The sequence below is a fragment of the Arthrospira sp. PCC 9901 genome (assembly GCF_059013425.1).
Map to the genome: position 1 here is coordinate 566831 of NZ_CP102296.1, position 18119 is coordinate 584949.

At 46.9% G+C, this 18119-nt stretch carries 16 protein-coding genes, 1 other RNA gene and 1 CRISPR repeat array; of the genes, 7 read left to right on the top strand and 10 right to left on the bottom strand.

Going from position 1 to position 18119, the window contains the following annotated elements; translation table 11 throughout:
- Positions 1-275: 275 nt before the first annotated feature.
- From NLZ44_RS02620 to NLZ44_RS02630, 3 genes are all read right to left on the bottom strand, one after another.
- A complete protein-coding gene (locus NLZ44_RS02620) occupies positions 276-428 on the bottom strand; it encodes a hypothetical protein (RefSeq protein WP_006623462.1) in 153 nt (50 codons plus the stop codon).
- Positions 425-679: a hypothetical protein gene (locus NLZ44_RS02625; RefSeq protein WP_006618799.1), complete on the bottom strand. Its 255-nt coding sequence runs from the start codon at positions 677-679 to the stop codon at positions 425-427. Before NLZ44_RS02625 ends, NLZ44_RS02620 begins: the two co-directional genes overlap by 4 nt.
- A 281-nt stretch (positions 680-960) precedes the next feature.
- Entirely contained in the window at positions 961-1233 is a 273-nt protein-coding gene (locus NLZ44_RS02630; protein ID WP_008054236.1) for a DUF4007 family protein, read from the bottom strand.
- An 85-nt stretch (positions 1234-1318) separates the two neighbouring features.
- Between NLZ44_RS02630 and NLZ44_RS02635 the strand changes: the two genes are divergently transcribed.
- Positions 1319-1711 (top strand): Fur family transcriptional regulator, encoded by a 393-nt coding sequence (locus tag NLZ44_RS02635; protein ID WP_493751768.1) that lies wholly within the window; start codon positions 1319-1321, stop codon positions 1709-1711.
- Between the two features lie 17 nt (positions 1712-1728).
- Here NLZ44_RS02635 and aspS read toward each other — a convergent pair whose 3' ends face one another.
- Both aspS and NLZ44_RS02645 read right to left on the bottom strand, forming a co-directional pair.
- Positions 1729-3522 (bottom strand): aspartate--tRNA ligase, encoded by a 1794-nt coding sequence (gene aspS / locus NLZ44_RS02640; protein WP_493751769.1) that lies wholly within the window; start codon positions 3520-3522, stop codon positions 1729-1731.
- A gap of 87 nt (positions 3523-3609) precedes the next feature.
- Positions 3610-4728 (bottom strand): ATP-binding response regulator, encoded by a 1119-nt coding sequence (locus NLZ44_RS02645; RefSeq protein ID WP_493751770.1) that lies wholly within the window; start codon positions 4726-4728, stop codon positions 3610-3612.
- Between the two features lie 303 nt (positions 4729-5031).
- On the opposite strand from NLZ44_RS02645, the gene NLZ44_RS02650 reads away from it, so the two are divergent.
- Both NLZ44_RS02650 and NLZ44_RS02655 read left to right on the top strand, forming a co-directional pair.
- Complete coding sequence (locus NLZ44_RS02650) at positions 5032-5742, top strand: response regulator (protein ID WP_493751771.1); 711 nt, start codon at positions 5032-5034, stop codon at positions 5740-5742.
- A gap of 374 nt (positions 5743-6116) precedes the next feature.
- Complete coding sequence (locus NLZ44_RS02655; RefSeq protein ID WP_008054861.1) at positions 6117-6566, top strand: response regulator; 450 nt, start codon at positions 6117-6119, stop codon at positions 6564-6566.
- Here the strand turns inward: NLZ44_RS02655 and NLZ44_RS02660 are convergent.
- Entirely contained in the window at positions 6557-8491 is a 1935-nt protein-coding gene (locus tag NLZ44_RS02660; protein ID WP_493751772.1) for a CHASE2 domain-containing protein, read from the bottom strand. The two genes, NLZ44_RS02655 and NLZ44_RS02660, sit on opposite strands and share 10 nt — an antisense overlap.
- 113 nt (positions 8492-8604) lie before the next feature.
- Between NLZ44_RS02660 and rnpB the strand changes: the two genes are divergently transcribed.
- An RNA gene (gene rnpB / locus NLZ44_RS02665) (RNase P RNA component class A) lies at positions 8605-8987 on the top strand.
- A 48-nt stretch (positions 8988-9035) separates the two neighbouring features.
- Here the strand turns inward: rnpB and NLZ44_RS02670 are convergent.
- Positions 9036-9239, bottom strand: a complete 204-nt coding sequence (locus NLZ44_RS02670) for a hypothetical protein (protein WP_006623454.1) — start codon at positions 9237-9239, stop codon at positions 9036-9038.
- 72 nt (positions 9240-9311) lie between these two features.
- On the opposite strand from NLZ44_RS02670, the gene NLZ44_RS02675 reads away from it, so the two are divergent.
- Both NLZ44_RS02675 and NLZ44_RS02680 read left to right on the top strand, forming a co-directional pair.
- Positions 9312-9878: a 1,2-dihydroxy-3-keto-5-methylthiopentene dioxygenase gene (locus tag NLZ44_RS02675; RefSeq protein WP_273247508.1), complete on the top strand. Its 567-nt coding sequence runs from the start codon at positions 9312-9314 to the stop codon at positions 9876-9878.
- A gap of 62 nt (positions 9879-9940) precedes the next feature.
- Positions 9941-11311, top strand: coding sequence for a protein kinase domain-containing protein (locus NLZ44_RS02680; protein WP_368663951.1), 1371 nt, complete (start codon positions 9941-9943; stop codon positions 11309-11311).
- Here the strand turns inward: NLZ44_RS02680 and NLZ44_RS02685 are convergent, their stop codons facing one another.
- The 3 genes from NLZ44_RS02685 to NLZ44_RS02695 all read right to left on the bottom strand — a co-directional run bounded on the left by NLZ44_RS02685 (position 11312) and on the right by NLZ44_RS02695 (position 16274).
- A complete protein-coding gene (locus NLZ44_RS02685) occupies positions 11312-12058 on the bottom strand; it encodes a WecB/TagA/CpsF family glycosyltransferase (RefSeq protein WP_008054881.1) in 747 nt (248 codons plus the stop codon).
- 145 nt (positions 12059-12203) lie between these two features.
- A CRISPR array of direct repeats spans positions 12204-14946; the repeat unit is 37 nt; unit sequence GTTTCCGTCCCCTGACGGGGAATTGGTAGGGTTGGAC.
- A 375-nt stretch (positions 14947-15321) separates the two neighbouring features.
- Entirely contained in the window at positions 15322-16068 is a 747-nt protein-coding gene (locus NLZ44_RS02690) for a sirohydrochlorin chelatase (protein WP_111893490.1), read from the bottom strand.
- A 17-nt stretch (positions 16069-16085) separates the two neighbouring features.
- A complete protein-coding gene (locus NLZ44_RS02695) occupies positions 16086-16274 on the bottom strand; it encodes a hypothetical protein (RefSeq protein ID WP_046318462.1) in 189 nt (62 codons plus the stop codon).
- Between the two features lie 302 nt (positions 16275-16576).
- On the opposite strand from NLZ44_RS02695, the gene malQ reads away from it, so the two are divergent.
- Entirely contained in the window at positions 16577-18088 is a 1512-nt protein-coding gene (gene malQ, locus NLZ44_RS02700; RefSeq protein WP_493751773.1) for a 4-alpha-glucanotransferase, read from the top strand.
- Positions 18089-18119: the final 31 nt, after the last annotated feature.

Below are 18119 nucleotides of genomic sequence, written 5' to 3' on the forward strand. Positions count from 1 at the left end.
AGTCTGTGCCTGGGCGATCGGCCTGAGCAATAAAATTTTACATTCTTAACTCAGGGACTGGATCAGCTTGTTATAGCGGTTCGGTGGACTCATTATGTACTTTTCAAAGCCCCTCTCCCTTTCTGGGAGAGGGGTTTGGGGTGAGGGCGTATTCCTTATGGACATGAGAAACGCTATATGTCCATCGTCCATAGTACCGCGCTGGAGCAAAAAGTCAACCTACCGGCGGCTATAGAGACCCTGCCATCGTCCTCCTATTCCAGAAGCGGTAGAGTTCACACCAGGGCGATCGCTTCAATCTGTTGGCGGATCAACCGGGTTTTCCCGAGGCGATCGCCCTTGGTGGGGAAAAATTTCTCCTGCCATGGCTTCTCATCCTGACGATTTAGGTACAGAATACAGACATTTGTATCCAGTAAATAAATCACTCGATTTCTTCCCTCACCTGATATTCCCCTGGGTCATATCTGACCAACGGTTCATCGGCTAAACAGCCTGCGGTTTGTTCAAAAAATCCCGGAGGCCAGCCTAATTCGTCTGGGGTTTGAGTGGCGGAAGGTGGAGAAGCGGATTGATAGATAACAGCTATCTCTAACTCTTGATTCGCTAAATCTTGAGGAACTTGTAAAATAACTTTTCCTTCCCCATCCGCCCGGATTTTGAGTTTGATAATTTCCATCGTATATTTTGCCTGTTCAATTGATAGATTTTGAACAAATTATAGCCAAGTTTTATGTGACCTTTTGCACCAGGGGTACGCTGGAGGTTTGATCACCCGCCAGGTCTTCCCACTACTTAACCCTCAACGTGCGATCGCCTTAATGGAGGATTAAACGTCACTGAAGACAGTTTTTTTCCATTGGTCAATCACAATCAACCGCATATCTCGGAGTGTTTCCCCACAGTGCATATCCCCCTGTTCACAGGTTCAAAAATCTAAGTTTTTTTCTCTGCCTTGGACTAAAAATTGAGGGATAACAACGGTGTAAGTCTGATTGGGTCTAAGGAGCGATCGCCTTCTAAAATCTTAAAGGCTTGACACCAATAACGAAGCGATCGCACCATATTTTTCCCCACACCGAGACGCACTGGCGCATCTTCCGCCAAAAAAATACGATCATCTTTTTCGGCTTGATCAAACCCCTTTTTTAGCCAGCCAAACCGAGGGTGAAACGTCTCGTGACGGGCGAAAACCGGATTGGGGGACTGGATACTTGAAGGGCTTTGAATCATAATAGTTGTAGACAGCGGTTGCTATTGTTATCATTAATGATAGCCTATAGATAAGCGCCAAATTGAGCAATGGTAATGGGAAGTAATGAACACTCGTCGGACTCGTAGTCAAGAACGAATTTTGAACAAACTTAAAACCCTGAGGCGATCGCTTTCGGCTCAGGATCTGTATATGGAAATGCGTAAAAATGACCAGGCTATGGGACTAGCCACAATTTACCGTTCCCTTGATGCACTGAAAAAGGAGGGTTTGGTTCATGTGCGGCTATTAGGGACTGGGGAATCTGTTTATGGTCTGGTACAGGAGGATGAACACTATCTGACCTGTGTTGAGTGTGGTTACTCAATTGTGATTGATGAGTGTCCAGTGCATCATTTAGAAACCACCTTACAAGAATCCCACCATTTTAAGATTTACTATCATACCCTGGAATTTTTTGGTTTATGCGATCGCTGTGCTAAGAACAGCCAATCGTGATGGTCTCCACCACCAAATCACTCGGATTTTTTCGGCTTATAGGTAGAAGCCACCTGTAGTTCTTTTAACTGTTTTTGATCAACCCCAGACGGTGCATTGGTAAGCAAACAACGGGCTTGTTGTGTCTTAGGAAATGCAATCACATCTCGGATAGAATCTTCCCCAGCTAATAGCATCACTAAGCGGTCTAAACCGTAAGCAATACCGCCATGGGGGGGTGTTCCATATTCAAAGGCTTCTAATAAAAAGCCAAATTTATTGTAGGCTTCCTCCGTAGATAAACCGATCGCATCAAACACCTTCTCTTGAATTTCCCGCTGATAAATCCTGAGACTACCGCCGCCAATTTCCGTACCATTTAGCACCAAATCGTAAGCCTGAGCCCTCGCCGTTTTCAAATCATTAATATCATCAGGATGGGGAGAAGTAAAGGGGTGATGGATAGCTTCCAGGCGTTTTTCATCCTGGTTCCACTCAAACATAGGAAAATCCGTCACCCACAGCAGATTAATTTGGTTCGGGTCAATCAATCCCAACCTGTGACCAATCACTAATCGCAGTCTATCCAAGGTTTTATTAACCGTGGCTACATCCCCCGCACCAAACAGTAATAAATCCCCCGCTTTAGCATTAGTGCGCCGCAGAATTTCCGCTTTTTGGTCATCACTCAGGTTATCTTTAATCGCGCCGATAGTATCGATTTGTCCATCGGCTTTCACCCTAATATAAGCCAATCCTTTCGCCCCGGCTTCGGTGGCTTCTTTAAACAAATCCCCACCGGGTTTAATTTGCACATTAGAAATCAAATCATTTCCCCCAGGAATCGGCAGGATTTTCACAATCCCCCCCGATTTTATGGCGGCGGAAAATACTTTAAAACCGGAATCTTTCAGCAGGTCAGAAACATCAGCCAGTTCTAAGCCAAAGCGGGTATCTGGCTTATCACTCCCATAGCGTTCCATCGCCTCACTATAGGTCATGCGCGGGAATGGGCGGGGTAAATCAATATTTTTGACAGTCTTAAAAATATGACAAACCAGGTTCTCATTTAAGGCGAGAACTTCCTCCTGAGACATGAAACTCATCTCCATGTCTAATTGAGTAAATTCCGGTTGTCGGTCAGCCCGTAGATCTTCATCCCGGAAACAGCGGGCGATCTGATAATAGCGATCGAACCCGGAGACCATCAGCATTTGTTTAAACAATTGGGGAGACTGAGGAAGGGCGAACCACTCCCCGGGGTTAACCCGACTGGGAACTAAATAATCCCGTGCGCCTTCGGGAGTCGATCGCGTCAAAATTGGGGTTTCCACCTCAATAAAATGTTCTTGATCTTCCAGGAAGCGCCGCATAGCCTTAATCACCTCATGGCGCAATTGTAGGTTACGGGTCATGCGTTCCCGTCGCAGGTCCAAATATCTATACTTGAGGCGTAATTCTTCGCGGACCGATTCGGTATCATTACTAGATACCAGGAATGGTAGAGGCTTTCCTAGTCCGTTGAGGATCTCGATTTCATCAGCATATACTTCTATATCCCCCCCAGGTATTTTGGGGTTGATGGACTCTTCGGGACGCTGTGAAACCCGACCAGTGATGCGTAAAACGTATTCATTACGGACAGAAGTAGAAAGGCTGTAGGAATTAGGGGTGCGTTCAGGATCGCTGATAATTTGTACCAGACCACTGCGATCGCGCAGATCCAGAAATACCACCCCCCCATGATCGCGATAGCGATCGACCCAGCCGCAGAGGGTGACTGTTTCTCCAATATTAACACTTCTTAGGTGTCCGCAGTAGTAGGTTCTCATGGTTATCGCGGGTAGGTTCTCAATTGAAAATTTTAGTCTCGCAGTGTACCAGTATACGAGATTATGCTGAAAACTCGCACTAATTTTTTAGGCCAACTTTTTAGGTAATTTGACCGTAAAACAGCTACCCTGACCCTTTTGGGATTTCACATCAATACTGCCATGATGGGCGGCGACAATTCGGGATACCAAATGCAGTCCTAAGCCACTTCCCGATCGCTTATGGTTTCCTTGACGAAACCGATCAAAAATAATGGCGCGATCGCCATCAGACATTCCCTCTCCGGTATCCTCAACTTGTAAAATTATCTCAGGTGTGCCATGGGTCGGCGTGGCTGCTACCTTTAGAAGGACGGTAATTTTGCCCATATCTGTAAATTTCACCGCATTTCCCAACAAATTCATCACCACCCGCCGCAATTCTAAGGGGTCTCCCACCATTGATATCCCCGCTTCCACCTGGTCTATATCTATGGTTAAGCCTTTTTCCATAGCCAGGGGGGTCAATTCTTCCACTACCTCTTTGACTAATGCACTCAAGTCTAGGCTAGAGAAGGCAATAGTTTTGCGATCGGCTTCATAGCGATATACTTCCAGTAGGGTATTTACCATCTGTAGCAGATTTTGGTTACTGCTAATCATAGTAGCGATCGCCTCTGACATTGTTGGGGTCACTTGTCCTAATGCACCCTGCTGGAATAGTTTTAACATTCTATCCGCCGCCACCAGGGGGGTCCGTAGGTCGTGGGTGAGACGAGAGACAAAATCTTCCCGTTGGCGTGCCATTTGCGCCTGTTCATCGATACTATGTTTAAGTCTGAGTAGCGATCGCACTCTAGCCAGGAGTTCGTCAACCTCTACTGGTTTACGGATAAAATCGTCCGCCCCCGCGTCCAGTCCTTCCACTACACTAGACTGATCATGGGCTGTAATCAATAAAATCGGGATAAATGGCAGATTAGGATTATTGCGGATACGGCGCGTCACTTCATAGCCATCAATTCCCGGCATCATCACATCCAATAATACCAGTTGGGGGGGGTTTTCTAATATCGTTTTTAGGGCTGACTCCCCGTCCGGTTGACAATAGACCGTGTATCCTTCCTCAGCTAACATGGCTTCAATCAGAAATAGATTTTCTGGGGAGTCATCAACCGCTAAGATATTTGGGCGGGAGTGTGTTGAGGGTACAGCAGAAGAATACATAGTTATTGTATTTTGTCAGAAATTATCCAAAAAGCTAAAGTTTGCCACACTATCGAGTCCGTTTAGACCACCTTAACAGTTAATGGGTCAAATCGGGTTGAGATACTCCGGCCTTGTCTCTGAGATGATGACCCATCTCCTATTAATGATACAATCATTGTTTCGTGGCTGACAATAACTCAGGGTCAGCCTCCTACCAGCACATTATGGCAGATTTTGCCTAGTGCTGTTTTCCGACAAAGCAGTTACAACTCCCCTAAGATTGATTTACTGGTATTGATAAAATTTTCTGGAGGTAAAATAATGAAAAAAATTCGGGTGGTTTTAATTGAAGATCACGATTTAACTCGTGTGGGTTTAAAAACAGCCTTACAACAGAGTGAACAGGTGGAAGTTGTGGGGGAAGCCTCCAACGGTCGCCAGGGTTTACAAGTGTTGAAATTGACTCGACCTGATGTGGCAATTGTTGATATTGGCTTACCTGATATAGATGGCATTGAATTAACTCAACAGTTTAAAGAATATATCAGTACCCAAGGGGGGCAAAATACCAAGGTTTTGATTCTGACTATGCACGATAATAAAGATGCTGTCATGGGTGCTTTTGCGGCGGGTGCAGATTCTTATAGTGTTAAAGATGTGAGTATCGATCGCTTAATGGAAGCTATCCAAGTCACCAGTGAAGGAAATTCCTGGATTGACCCCGTGATTGCTCGCACTGTCTTACAACAGGCTCAAAATCTACCAGGTAAAAATAAACAGGCTGCTACTGTTACTATAAATGCCGTTGAACCAGAGTATAAAGAATTTTTATCTACCTGTCCCCTAACTGAACGGGAATTGGAGGTCTTAGAATTGATTGTCGGCGGACGCAGTAATGCCGAAATAGCTGAAAAGTTATATATCACTGTGGGTACAGTTAAGACTCATGTTCGCAGTATCTTAAATAAGTTATGTGCTGACGATCGCACTCAGGCGGCGGTGAGGGCTTTACGTTCCGGCTGGATTGAATAATTGCCTTAATTCCTATTCCCCACCCCCTCTGGCTTTCTGCGATTGTCTCCTCTTTAATCAAATGGGTTTTACCCTGTTGACACTATCGGTTGATTTATGTTAATCAGCCGCTTTTTAGGTGCGTTGACATCAAATCTTGACATAGGTATTTTTATACTTCCCTAGATAGAGGATAGATGGGGGTATTGTATATTATAAGTTATTGAGTATGGAAGGGGTAACTGTAAATCGGCTACCATCAAATTCCGTGCCATCTCGATGATACTAATAACCCAGATATCAGGATTAATTCTGTTATCAAAGTTGAGAGTTTTCGCCCTAGATTTTTGGGGGAAAGTTAGGAAAATCTGGTTGGATGTTGTCAACAGTCAGTTATGATGATTACCATGAAAATTTACGATAATTTAATCCCACCAAATTCGGCGAATATCCTGATAGTAGATGACTCCATAGATGGCAGATTATTAGTAGAAATTCTGCTGCAAGATGCTGGCTACAACGTGCAAACAGCCGAGAGTGGTCATGTGGCATTGCAGATGGTTGAGTCATCACCGCCGGACTTAATTATCTTGGATTTGATGATGCCAAAAATGAGCGGTTATGAGGTGATAAAAATCTTGAGGTGTCAACCAACCATCCCGTTTATTCCGGTCTTGATTATGACGGCTTGTGGCTATTTGGAAGAAAGAGAACAGGCACAGATTGATGTGGATGGTATCATTTACAAACCCATTGATTTGGATTTATTATTGTCTCAAGTGGAGGGGTTGTTAAAGAAGACAAAAAAGCCTAGAAATGAATATTGTCTGGGTTCCTATGGTTGAGGTGGAGATTGCCAGCCTACAATCCGGTAAACATCAATAAGTTGCTGTTTGCCTTTGAGAGGAATAAATCCCCAAGATTCCACCTCAAAAACATCAGGAAGATAGACTAAAGTTTGATAAGCAATGAGGATGCGACAGGGTTCAGACTGTCTATCTTTCTCACAACTTTCCAGGCGAGAGGCAATATTAACGGAATCTCCCAACAAGCCATATTCTAGTCGATCGCGACTGCCTAAACTGCCAGCAACTAAGGGTCCAGTAAAAATCCCAACTCTCATTTCAATAACGGGTAGATTTTGGGATTGCCAAAGTTTATTTAACTCGATGAGACGATCGCCCATTTCCAAAGCACAAGCCACCGCCGCATAGGCATCTTGAGCAATTTCTGCCTCCGTAGTGCGGGCGATAGGAACCCCAAAAGCAGCCATAATCCCATCTCCCATAAACTTGTTGATAATACCTCGATGACTATGGACACATTGAGTTAAGGTAGCCAGATACTCATTGAGCCATTCGATTAATTGTTCTGGGGGTATTTGCTCGGAAATTGTGCTAAAATTGCGGATATCAGTAAATAGCATAGTAGCCACCAGTTTCTCACCGGGTAACTTGCCATTAGTCATCAGGCGATCGCGACTATTCCATAAAGCCTTGGCGATTTCCGGGGAGGCATTTTGTCCGAGTAATCCCATCACCACCTGTTGCTGTCGCTGGGCGCGAAATCCCAGGTAAATAATCACAATCACAGAAGTAAACAGGAGAGTAAGGCTAGGGGTAACCATGGGAACCCAGACACTGTTTAAAAATAGGTAAAATCCCCCCATCCACAAAACCCCTAACATTAGTAGGGGGCAAAATATCCACACCAGGGGATGACGCACCACCACCACCACCATGACACCTACCACCCCCCAAGCTATAGCCCAGACAAATTCTGCCCAAGGTGGCCAAAACACAAACAGAGAACGTTCTCCCGCCACCACATCTAAAAGTTGACTAACCATTTGGGCGTGAATTAACACTCCTGGCATTTTCGGGGAAATTCTGCGGCTGGGACTATAGGGAGTCAGAAATAGATCTTTTCCGCTGGGTGCGATCGTTCCGATTAACACGATTTTATCCTCTACCCAGGAGGAGGGGATGTTACCATAGAGAACCTGACTCACACTCACCACCCTAGCCAAGGGTTTACGGGAACGGTAATCGAGGAGAATTTGATATCCTTGGTCATCAATGGTCTGATATCCGCCGCTGGTGCGGTCAAGGGGTAAAAATTCCGCCGCCCCCCAACGAATACCATCAGGGTGAAGGGGGCTATTGGTGGGGTCTATTCCCTGTTTTTGCCAGTATCTGAGGGCGAGTTGCATGGAAAATGAGTAGAAGGTTTCGTCTTCAATGGTGGCTAACATTAAATTGCGGCGCACTACTCCATCAGGGTCTAGCAATAAATCATTGAATCCGACCCGACTGGGGGGGACGGTGGGAGGGGCGGGGGTTCCCTGAACTTCTGCATCTCCTAGGGCTTTGATGGTGATAATTTTGGGGTTGTCAAGCTGTTGGACTAATGATTGATGTCCGGGTTCATAGGGAATGTCGCGATAGATATCTAAACCGATCGCTTGAGGTTGTAGCTGGGAGAGGCGATCTAAAAGTTGGGCGATGACTTCATCAGATAAAGGCCAGCGATTGAAGGCGACTATATCTTCCTCGGTGATACCAACTATCAATAATCGCGGATCTGGCTCTAAATCGTCGCGCAACCGCACCATAATATCAAAGGCTATCAATTCGAGGGTTTGGAGTCCTCCCGCCTGTTTCAGGAGCAAAATTGCCAGGATGACGATCGCATTAGTGATCGCACAGGCGATAATCTCTTTGAGATCTGCGCGTTTGTTTTTGAAAACTTGCAACCACTTCCCACTCACGGTTAATCCCCATTTGGTCTAGCCTTTCCCATTATTATTCTTACCCCAACAGCCAAAGACTGGGGGAAATTTAACCGGGGAATGCCGATATTTGTTATAATTGCCCTAGGGCGAGAGTTAGCGCAGGCGGTTGCGGATTCATTGATTTGGATCTGAGGAAAGTCCGGGCTCCCTAAAGACCAGACTTGCTGGGTAACGCCCAGTGCGAGCGATCGTGAGGATAGTGCCACAGAAACATACCGCCAAAGGGGCTAATTTGGCTCACTGGTAAGGGTGCAAAGGTGCGGTAAGAGCGCACCAGCGATATCGTGAGGTATCGGCTCGGTAAACCCCGGTTGGGAGCAAGGTCGCAGGGATGACGGTTGGTCTTTTACCGATCCCGTTTATGGTGTACCGCTAGAGGTGTCTGGTAACAGACATCCCAGATAGATAACTGCTATCTTGATTGCTATTGGCAGTTGAGACAACAGAACCCGGCTTATGTCTGGCTCTTGCCTTTTTAACAACCCACAAAGAAAGGGGATTTCTCGGCGACGGGGAATTGTTAATCATCGGGAAATTGCCAACAGGATATCCTCTCGATATTTGTGCTTCCACAACTGGCGCAGTTTTCGTCCCAGGCTGAACTTACCCATTCGGCTTCACAGTCTCGACAATGACAGAAAACGTTATTAATATCGGCTTGGCGAATTTGCGATCGCCAAATTTCTAATAACTCCTGATGGTTGCTTGATGTATCTTCGGACATAAGTGATGATTTCTGGGTTGGGCTATTATGTCAATATGCTATAATCAGGGGCGCTGATTATCAAGGACAACCATGGCAATTTTACACCTGGAAAATGGGGCTACCTATACTGACCTAGAAGATATTAGGCGAGAACTTTCCGCTTTGAATGTTAACCTAAATAAATGGCCTGTGGGAGAAGATCCAGAAATTCGCCGCCTATTGGGTGAGGCGAGTTTGGATGACAACCAAAAACAACAGGTGCTACAATCTCTGGATGGGTATTTTAAGGAACTTCAGGAAACGGCTGGTTATCAGTCCAGGGATTTAATCGTTTTACATCCTGATATCCCTAACTTAGACGGCTTACTGGCTAAGTTTGAGCAGTGCCACACCCACGCTGATGATGAAGTGCGCTATATTATTGAAGGGGAAGGTGTCTTTGGTTTTGTGGGTGTTGATGGTGGTCAAATGGAGTTAGTCATTGAAGCGGAAGAATATATTAATGTTCCAGCAGGGACGGAACACTGGTTTCACTTGACGGATACTAAGAGAATTAAGGCGGTGCGCTATTTTAGTAATACGGAGGGATGGACCCCGGAATATACTAACACTAAAATTCGGATTTCCCGGGATTCGGCGGCGGCGGTTTTGGGTTGATGGCGCGATCGCACTGGGATGAGGTAAGATAAGGTTAGGGGGTTGTCTAGGAGGGAGGGTCAATGAGTCAATGTCTCAATCCTGACTGTTTGGCTAATAACCCACCTGATAGCAGGTTTTGTCAGCGATGTGGTGCTAAACTGTTATTAAAAGAACGCTATAGGGCGATCGCCATTATCGGTCAAGGTGGCTTTGGTCGCACTTTTAAAGCGGTTGATGAGGACAAACCCTCCAAGCCTCTTTGTGTGATTAAACAGTTTTTTCCCCAAGGGGTGGGGACTCAGGGAATTGAGAAAGCTAAACAACTGTTTGAACTGGAAGCGGTGCGTTTAGATGAGTTAGGACATCATCCCCAAATCCCGGCACTTTATGCCTATTTTACCCAGGATAATCGCCAATATTTAGTGCAGGAATATATCCCGGGTAAAACGCTGCTAAAGGAGTTGGAAACCCAGGGAAAATTCAGCCAGCAACAGGTGATTAATCTGCTGGGGAGTTTATTACCGCTGTTGGATTTTATCCATAATAAGCAGGTAATTCACCGGGATATTAAACCGGATAATATCATCAGAAGACACCCGGACCAGCAACTGATTTTAGTGGATTTTGGGGCGGCAAAATTTGCGACAGCGAAGGCTTTAACCAGTCCGGGGACTAGCATAGGTTCCTCGGGATATGCGGCACCGGAACAAACGTTGGGACAGGCTAACTTTAGCAGTGATATCTACAGCTTGGGTGTGACCTGTATTTATTTATTAACCCAAGTACCCCCCTGGCAATTATACAATGTTCATGATGGGGAATGGAATTGGCGCAAATATTTAGGCGATCGCCTAAATTCTCCCCTCGCAGATATACTAGATAAAATGGTGATGACCAGCAGCAATAAACGGGCTTCAAGTGCGTCGGAAGTCCGAGACGACCTGAAAGCATTGTTATCACCATCTACGGACTATAGTTTCCTAGAAAAGCTGCTGAAAAGTGGCAGATGGAAGGATGCCGACCGAGAAACCACCACCTTAATTTTAGCAGTAGCCCATAGGGAAAGTCAAGGTTATTTGGATATAGAGAGTTTGGGGAAGTTACCCTGTGATATATTCCGCACCATTGATCAGCTTTGGTGTCAATATAGTAATGGTCGATTCGGATTTAGTGTCCAGTATCGAATTTGGCAAGAAATCGGGGGTTCTACCAGTGCGGATATAGAGACTTATAAGCTGTTTGGGGAAAAGGTGGGATGGCGGCGACCGAATGACTGGTTATGGTACAATAACTTAGTGTTTGAAATAGACAAAGCACCCCCCGGTCATCTCCCGTCGGGGAGGGTGGGGGATATTGCGATCGCCAGTAGATTAATGGGGAAATTAGGAGGGTTTGGATTGACGAGAGTTCTGGTAATTATGGCAAAATTAGAGGAGTGTGGCATCCGCTAATCAAGACCTAATCCAAGCCTTCCAAGCAAAATAGGGTAAAGCCAACATTCTCCGCCACCGCCAAGGTTCCTGATACAAACGATAAAGCCATTCTAAATGATGTTCACAAAACCAAGCGGGGGCGCGTTGTTTTTCTCCCCCCCAAATATCAAAACTGCCACCAACTCCAATCCACACAGCATCAGGACATAAATGGCGATTTTTAGCAATCCAAAACTCTTGACGGGGAACCCCTAAACCCACTAGAATTAATTGAGGTTGTAATTCCTGGAGACTGGCAAGCATTTCCTGTTCTTCGGAGTCGGACAGATAGCCGTGATAAGAGGCGATCGCCAAACCTTTAATCCGGTGCTGAAAATGCTCTGCGGCTTTTTGAGCAATGCCAGGTTTTCCACCATAAAAAAACACCAATCCAGAGGGTATTAGCTGGTTAAACTCATGGAGGAGGGTTTCGGCTAATTCAATTCCCGGACAACGCTGGATAGGGTGTCCTTTGAATTTTAAATAAAGCACGACCCCCGCACCGTCAGGAATTACTAGGTCGGCGTTTCGGATTAATTCGGCTAGGGGTTGATTAGATTCGGCGGCGATCGCCATTTCAGCATTGAGGGTGATGACATTAGTTCCCAAACCCTGACTCAGCCGCGATGACAGCCACTGGCTATAATTATCAGCCAGATGTACTGGTAATCCCAAAACGGGGAAAGTTGGTAGGTGTGTTTCTGGTGTCAATGAACTTGGTGCCATGGATTGAGTTAATTCCCTCACAGAAAATTATACCTGGCGATCGCTCTCCAAATTAACTAATTTCTGCGGTTTCGCTTTCCTGGTCTGGGAAATGCGATCGTCCGGTTGGCTCAATGGTCTGGTTGGCTCAAAAATAGCGGAAACGGTTTCCGTCCCCTGACGGGGAATTGGTAGGGTTGGACCGTCCAGTTCCAGACGGACGAGGAGGAAAACTTCCGTCTAAAAGTGTTTCCGTCCCCTGACGGGGAATTGGTAGGGTTGGACAGAGCATGGGAGCATATCTACGAAGATATGATGCTCACCGGATTGTTTCCGTCCCCTGACGGGGAATTGGTAGGGTTGGACCCTAAAAGGGAAAGATATTTTTCAGATTACCGACAAAGAAAAATAGTTTCCGTCCCCTGACGGGGAATTGGTAGGGTTGGACCGATTAACTGGGACAGGCTCCCCGGGGAGGTAAAGGAGTTCTTGTTTCCGTCCCCTGACGGGGAATTGGTAGGGTTGGACGTCACCAGCCAAGCGATAGTTGGCTCTCATAGTCGTCGTGTTTCCGTCCCCTGACGGGGAATTGGTAGGGTTGGACAATACCCACCGAGTGGGTGAATCCGTATCTAACACAGATCCTTCGTTTCCGTCCCCTGACGGGGAATTGGTAGGGTTGGACTATGGGGAATATAAAAACTTGGTCTTCGTCCAAACCCATAAAGGCAAAAAGGTTTCCGTCCCCTGACGGGGAATTGGTAGGGTTGGACGGACGAGCAAACGATTTTGTGGCTCGGTTCCACAAAATTGTCGGGGTTTCCGTCCCCTGACGGGGAATTGGTAGGGTTGGACCTAGGGCTGACGGGGTGGACACCCCCTGCTCGCCTATTTTTGAAGTTTCCGTCCCCTGACGGGGAATTGGTAGGGTTGGACAACAAGAAAGAAAGATGTTGAAACAATTAGTTTATCTAATTTACAGTTTCCGTCCCCTGACGGGGAATTGGTAGGGTTGGACCGGAGAGAGGGTAGCTATAGTCCACCACGACGATGGTAGCTATACGTTTCCGTCCCCTGACGGGGAATTGGTAGGGTTGGACACCTGTAGGTGAGTACACTTCCAGACAAGGGACTAAAGTTTCCGTCCCCTGACGGGGAATTGGTAGGGTTGGACACAAATAGGGCTAATGCTCCTGCTGCATAAAGCAAATTTGTTTCCGTCCCCTGACGGGGAATTGGTAGGGTTGGACACAACAGCAACTTTACTGATATTGACTTGTCTGGATTATTTGTTTCCGTCCCCTGACGGGGAATTGGTAGGGTTGGACCCTCTGTTGGTGTTGGTTTGTTTGCAGTGTCTCTTATTTTGCGTGTTTCCGTCCCCTGACGGGGAATTGGTAGGGTTGGACTCCAAAGCTAGAAGACTTAGGAGTAAAAATATATGAACTGTTTCCGTCCCCTGACGGGGAATTGGTAGGGTTGGACCGCAGAGATCCTGATCTCTATCAGTCGAAAGGCTGATAAGAGAGAAGTTTCCGTCCCCTGACGGGGAATTGGTAGGGTTGGACAAGACCGATATCTCGGAAACTCATACGACGGAGGTGAACCAAAGTTTCCGTCCCCTGACGGGGAATTGGTAGGGTTGGACATATATTAGTTATAGTGAGAAACGGAGAGAGCAATGCAATCCTTGGTTTCCGTCCCCTGACGGGGAATTGGTAGGGTTGGACCGCAAGGGTTGGTAATAGAGGGTGTATCTCAAGTTGAGGGGGTTTCCGTCCCCTGACGGGGAATTGGTAGGGTTGGACTTGACTGTCTGACGAGTCGACCTCCTTCTGCTTTGTGTTTCCGTCCCCTGACGGGGAATTGGTAGGGTTGGACCTAATCATGAAAAGCTGTCCGCCTTCATGGAAAATGTAGTTTCCGTCCCCTGACGGGGAATTGGTAGGGTTGGACCGTAACCAAGAGCCATCAGGACAACCCTGATGGCTGGTTTCCGTCCCCTGACGGGGAATTGGTAGGGTTGGACGAATGCTGTAAACGAGCCCGAAAAGAATTTCAAAGAGGCGATCGTTTCCGTCCCCTGACGGGGAATTGGTAGGGTTGGACAGTTGAGCGATCGCTTGCTTTCCGCTAAAGCGATCGCTCAGTTTCCGTCCCCTGACGGGGAATTGGTAGGGTTGGACGTTTCTGTGGTGCCGGGTCTGGCACTTGGGCTTCGGCTGCCTATGTTTCCGTCCCCTGACGGGGAATTGGTAGGGTTGGACAATAGAGCTTTGGAGTATCAGTACCGCGCCTGGGAGAATGTGTTTCCGTCCCCTGACGGGGAATTGGTAGGGTTGGACATTGCCTCGCCAGGGGCAAAATAAATGGCTCGAAATCCCGGAAGGTTTCCGTCCCCTGACGGGGAATTGGTAGGGTTGGACATTTTTAGTAGGAGCTTTTCTTGCGTTCCTATTAAACATTGGTTTCCGTCCCCTGACGGGGAATTGGTAGGGTTGGACACAGCAATCACTGCTGCAATCGCAGCGACGATCATCACTTTTAAGTTTCCGTCCCCTGACGGGGAATTGGTAGGGTTGGACCCGATGGGGAGATTCCTGTTTTGTACAGATTTAAGTCAAATGAGTTTCCGTCCCCTGACGGGGAATTGGTAGGGTTGGACACGGCGGCAATCGCCTACATCCAAGCGAAAAAAAGCAAACCTCATTTAGGTTTCCGTCCCCTGACGGGGAATTGGTAGGGTTGGACAGATTGGGAGGATGACATAAACGGATATGTAGCCTGCATCGGTATGTTTCCGTCCCCTGACGGGGAATTGGTAGGGTTGGACAAGAAAGAGTGAAATATTAAAAGCCCTCGGGGTAGAGTGGTTTCCGTCCCCTGACGGGGAATTGGTAGGGTTGGACCCTATACCTTTGGAAACGTTGCAGTATGGGGTTTTCAAGGTGCGATCGCGCGAGACTACCTAGAAGGTGCTTAACAAAACTTTACAGGCTGTTTTTGTCGAAGCAAATTCCTTTGTTTTCACGTAAATTAATACTATCAGAGACAGCGCCAGACTGTCAACCCCCAAAAACAAAAACTTTTCTGTTGTTGGCTCCAGTTTACTTGAACGATCGCCCTATTCAAACTCGCGCGAGGTTATGAGAATCTGTAATATAACTTTACAAACCCCGAAACTATTACCCCCAAAGCAACAGAGCCATTAGGGAGTGTCGATCGCCTCTCAAAACCGAAAGAATTATGAGAATCACCACCCACTGCAGCAGGCAGGTGGTATCCTAGAGGCAAGATTCCGCCCAAGTACAAATCAAATCGCCCAGGTGTGGGCTATGGTCTAGGGGTGGCGTGAGGTGTAGTTGGCTGTCGGGAAACCTGTCACCAAGATTAGCCACCAAATCAACGATCGCATCAGTAGTGCGACCGGAGAACAGGAAATAAGGCAAAATCCCAATCCGGTGATATCCTGCTTGTAGCAACTCCTGAACCCGTGACTCCATCCCCGGAGCCACAGACCAATAAGCCACAGAAGCCTTGATTTTATGGGCTAGGTGAGCGATCGCTTCATTTCCACCCGCGCGGCGACTCCCATGGGAAAGTAGAATCCAAGCATCAACATCGTAACCACCAATCATAACATTTTCCAGCAGTACAGACAACTGCTGGCGTTGGCTTCCCAGATAAGGTTGTAGGTGAATTTCTATCTCGGTTCCCAGGGATTTTTGGGCTAACTCCACCTCGGTGGGGATATCTTCTCCCACATGGACCCCAGGTAACAGAAACAACGGCAGAATTTGGACTCGATAAATCCCTAAACTCAGGCTATACTCAGCGAATTGGTGAATTTGTGCAGATAGCGGAGTCGGTCCCAACTCCAAAACCGCACTTCCCACCAAAGAATCAGTTAAACTATCCCCACCCTGAGTCACCTTGAGGCGATCGCTCAACTGTTGTGCTAACTTATCTACAGCTAATTGAGGGCGGCGATCGCGACTACCGTGGGACACAAGCAAAACAGTGGATAACACGGGTTACTAATGAAACTTCAGTCAATCAGTCTAACCCATCCCCGGCGTACATTGTACAGCAAGCGGTTAATAATCGCCTGTTCATCCTCCGTGATGGTTTCTTTGAGGAGGGTAGCTTTCAACTGTTGGCGGTCTTCAGTCGTCACCACACTGGAAAACATCACTTGACCAAACATTTCCTCAAGGGAACCGCTAGAATTGGTCATACTGTTATAGTAGCTGCTCATCTCCCGAACCTCAATGCTCCACTGTATATATCTTCCCTCAAGTGGCTGATTTTTTCGGTGATTATACAGACGACTACAGATGAGTTTAATCACCTTACCAGGTGATCCCCATCGCCGTTAGTTGTGATTTGCATCAACCTTCCTGGGGGATACCCTCTATTATACCCCACAATTAACCATCTGAAAATAATTTAAGTTTAACCGAGGTAATAATCCCCCCAAAAAGGCGATCGGCTTTGTGATATAAATAAAAGCGGTTTCTACGGGAATATATCTTAATTATGCACCTTGAACGAGCCAGCGGTATCTTGCTACACCCCACCAGCTTCCCCAGTCGCTTTGGTATTGGTGACTTGGGACGTGCCGCTTATGAGTTTATCGATTTTCTCGAACGCAGTGGCCAGAAAGTTTGGCAAATTCTGCCTCTCGGTCCGACCGGTTATGAGCATTCCCCCTACATTATGAACTTTAGCACCTTCGCGGGAAATCCTCTGTTGATTTCTCTCGATCGCCTAGCGGAAGAAGGGCTGCTAAATAGCCGGGAATTGCTACCCCTACCAGATAACCATAACCCCCAGCGGGTTGACTTTCCCAGGGTCATTGCTCATAAAGGACAATACCTCAAACAAGCCTTTGATTGCTTCTGGGAGTCCCTACAATCACAACCTAACCATCCTTTCGAGGAGTTTTGTCAACAAAAAGCCTCCTGGCTCAATGATTACGCCCTATTTATGGCACTCCTAGAGCAGAACGACGGTAAAGACTGGAATCAGTGGGAACCTGCGATCGCTCGCCGAGAACCCCAAGCCTTGCAAGCGAAAACCGAAGAACTCCACACTCGGATTATATACCATAAGTTTCTGCAATTCAAGTTTTTTGAACAGTGGAGTCAACTGCGACGCTACACCAACAATAAGGGCATTAAAATTATTGGTGACATCTCGATTTATGTGTGCTATAATAGTGCTGATGTCTGGTTTGCGCCTAACAACTTTCAACTGCACCCAGAAACCCTGAACCCTGCCTATATTGCGGGAGTACCGCCGGACTATTTTAGTGCTACCGGACAACTTTGGGGGAATCCGGTTTATGATTGGGATGAACTAAAACGGACTAATTTTGCTTGGTGGATTGAAAGATTCCGCGCCACGTTGGAATATGTAGATTGGGTTCGGGTTGACCATTTCCGAGGCTTTGAAGCCTATTGGCGGGTTCCCTTTGGGGAAACTTCGGCTTTGAATGGGGAGTGGGTGACCGCGCCGGGTGCGGAATTTTTTGAAAGTCTCGGTCAACAGTTAGGAAGTTTACCAGTTTTAGCGGAAGATTTAGGAATCATTACCCCAGAGGTGGAAGAGTTACGCGATCGCTTTGAGTTTCCGGGAATGAAAATCCTCATGTTCGCATTTGGGGAAGATTCTCGCCACCCCTATCTACCCCATAATTATACCAGAAATTCCATTGTTTACACGGGAACCCATGACAATGATACTACAGTGGGTTGGTGGCAAACCATGAGTCCCGAAATTCGTCAGCACGTGGCTGGCTATTTAGGGTATGCTTTCCCAGAAGCCATTGAGGACATTAATTGGGCGTTAATTCGGTTAGCCCTAAGTTCCATTGCTGACCTGGCGATTTTCCCCCTTCAAGACCTGTTAGGATTAGATAATCGAGGGAGGATGAATGACCCTAGCACCAATGCGGGAAACTGGCGTTGGCGCTACGAAAGTTCGACATTGTTAACGCATCCTTTGTGCGATCGCCTGCGCTATTTAACCCAAATGTATAGCCGCTAAATTCCCCTTTTTTTTGAGGGAAGGTTGGGGA

Coding starts and splice junctions, on each gene's coding strand:
- NLZ44_RS02625 (WP_006618799.1), bottom strand. CDS start 679: ATGGAAATTATCAAACTCAAAATCCGGGCGGATGGGGAAGGAAAAGTT.
- NLZ44_RS02630 (WP_008054236.1), bottom strand. CDS start 1,233: ATGATTCAAAGCCCTTCAAGTATCCAGTCCCCCAATCCGGTTTTCGCC.
- NLZ44_RS02635 (WP_493751768.1), top strand. CDS start 1,319: ATGAACACTCGTCGGACTCGTAGTCAAGAACGAATTTTGAACAAACTT.
- aspS (WP_493751769.1), bottom strand. CDS start 3,522: ATGAGAACCTACTACTGCGGACACCTAAGAAGTGTTAATATTGGAGAA.
- NLZ44_RS02645 (WP_493751770.1), bottom strand. CDS start 4,728: ATGTATTCTTCTGCTGTACCCTCAACACACTCCCGCCCAAATATCTTA.
- NLZ44_RS02650 (WP_493751771.1), top strand. CDS start 5,032: ATGAAAAAAATTCGGGTGGTTTTAATTGAAGATCACGATTTAACTCGT.
- NLZ44_RS02655 (WP_008054861.1), top strand. CDS start 6,117: ATGATGATTACCATGAAAATTTACGATAATTTAATCCCACCAAATTCG.
- NLZ44_RS02670 (WP_006623454.1), bottom strand. CDS start 9,239: ATGTCCGAAGATACATCAAGCAACCATCAGGAGTTATTAGAAATTTGG.
- NLZ44_RS02675 (WP_273247508.1), top strand. CDS start 9,312: ATGGCAATTTTACACCTGGAAAATGGGGCTACCTATACTGACCTAGAA.
- NLZ44_RS02680 (WP_368663951.1), top strand. CDS start 9,941: ATGAGTCAATGTCTCAATCCTGACTGTTTGGCTAATAACCCACCTGAT.
- NLZ44_RS02685 (WP_008054881.1), bottom strand. CDS start 12,058: ATGGCACCAAGTTCATTGACACCAGAAACACACCTACCAACTTTCCCC.
- NLZ44_RS02695 (WP_046318462.1), bottom strand. CDS start 16,274: ATGACCAATTCTAGCGGTTCCCTTGAGGAAATGTTTGGTCAAGTGATG.
- malQ (WP_493751773.1), top strand. CDS start 16,577: ATGCACCTTGAACGAGCCAGCGGTATCTTGCTACACCCCACCAGCTTC.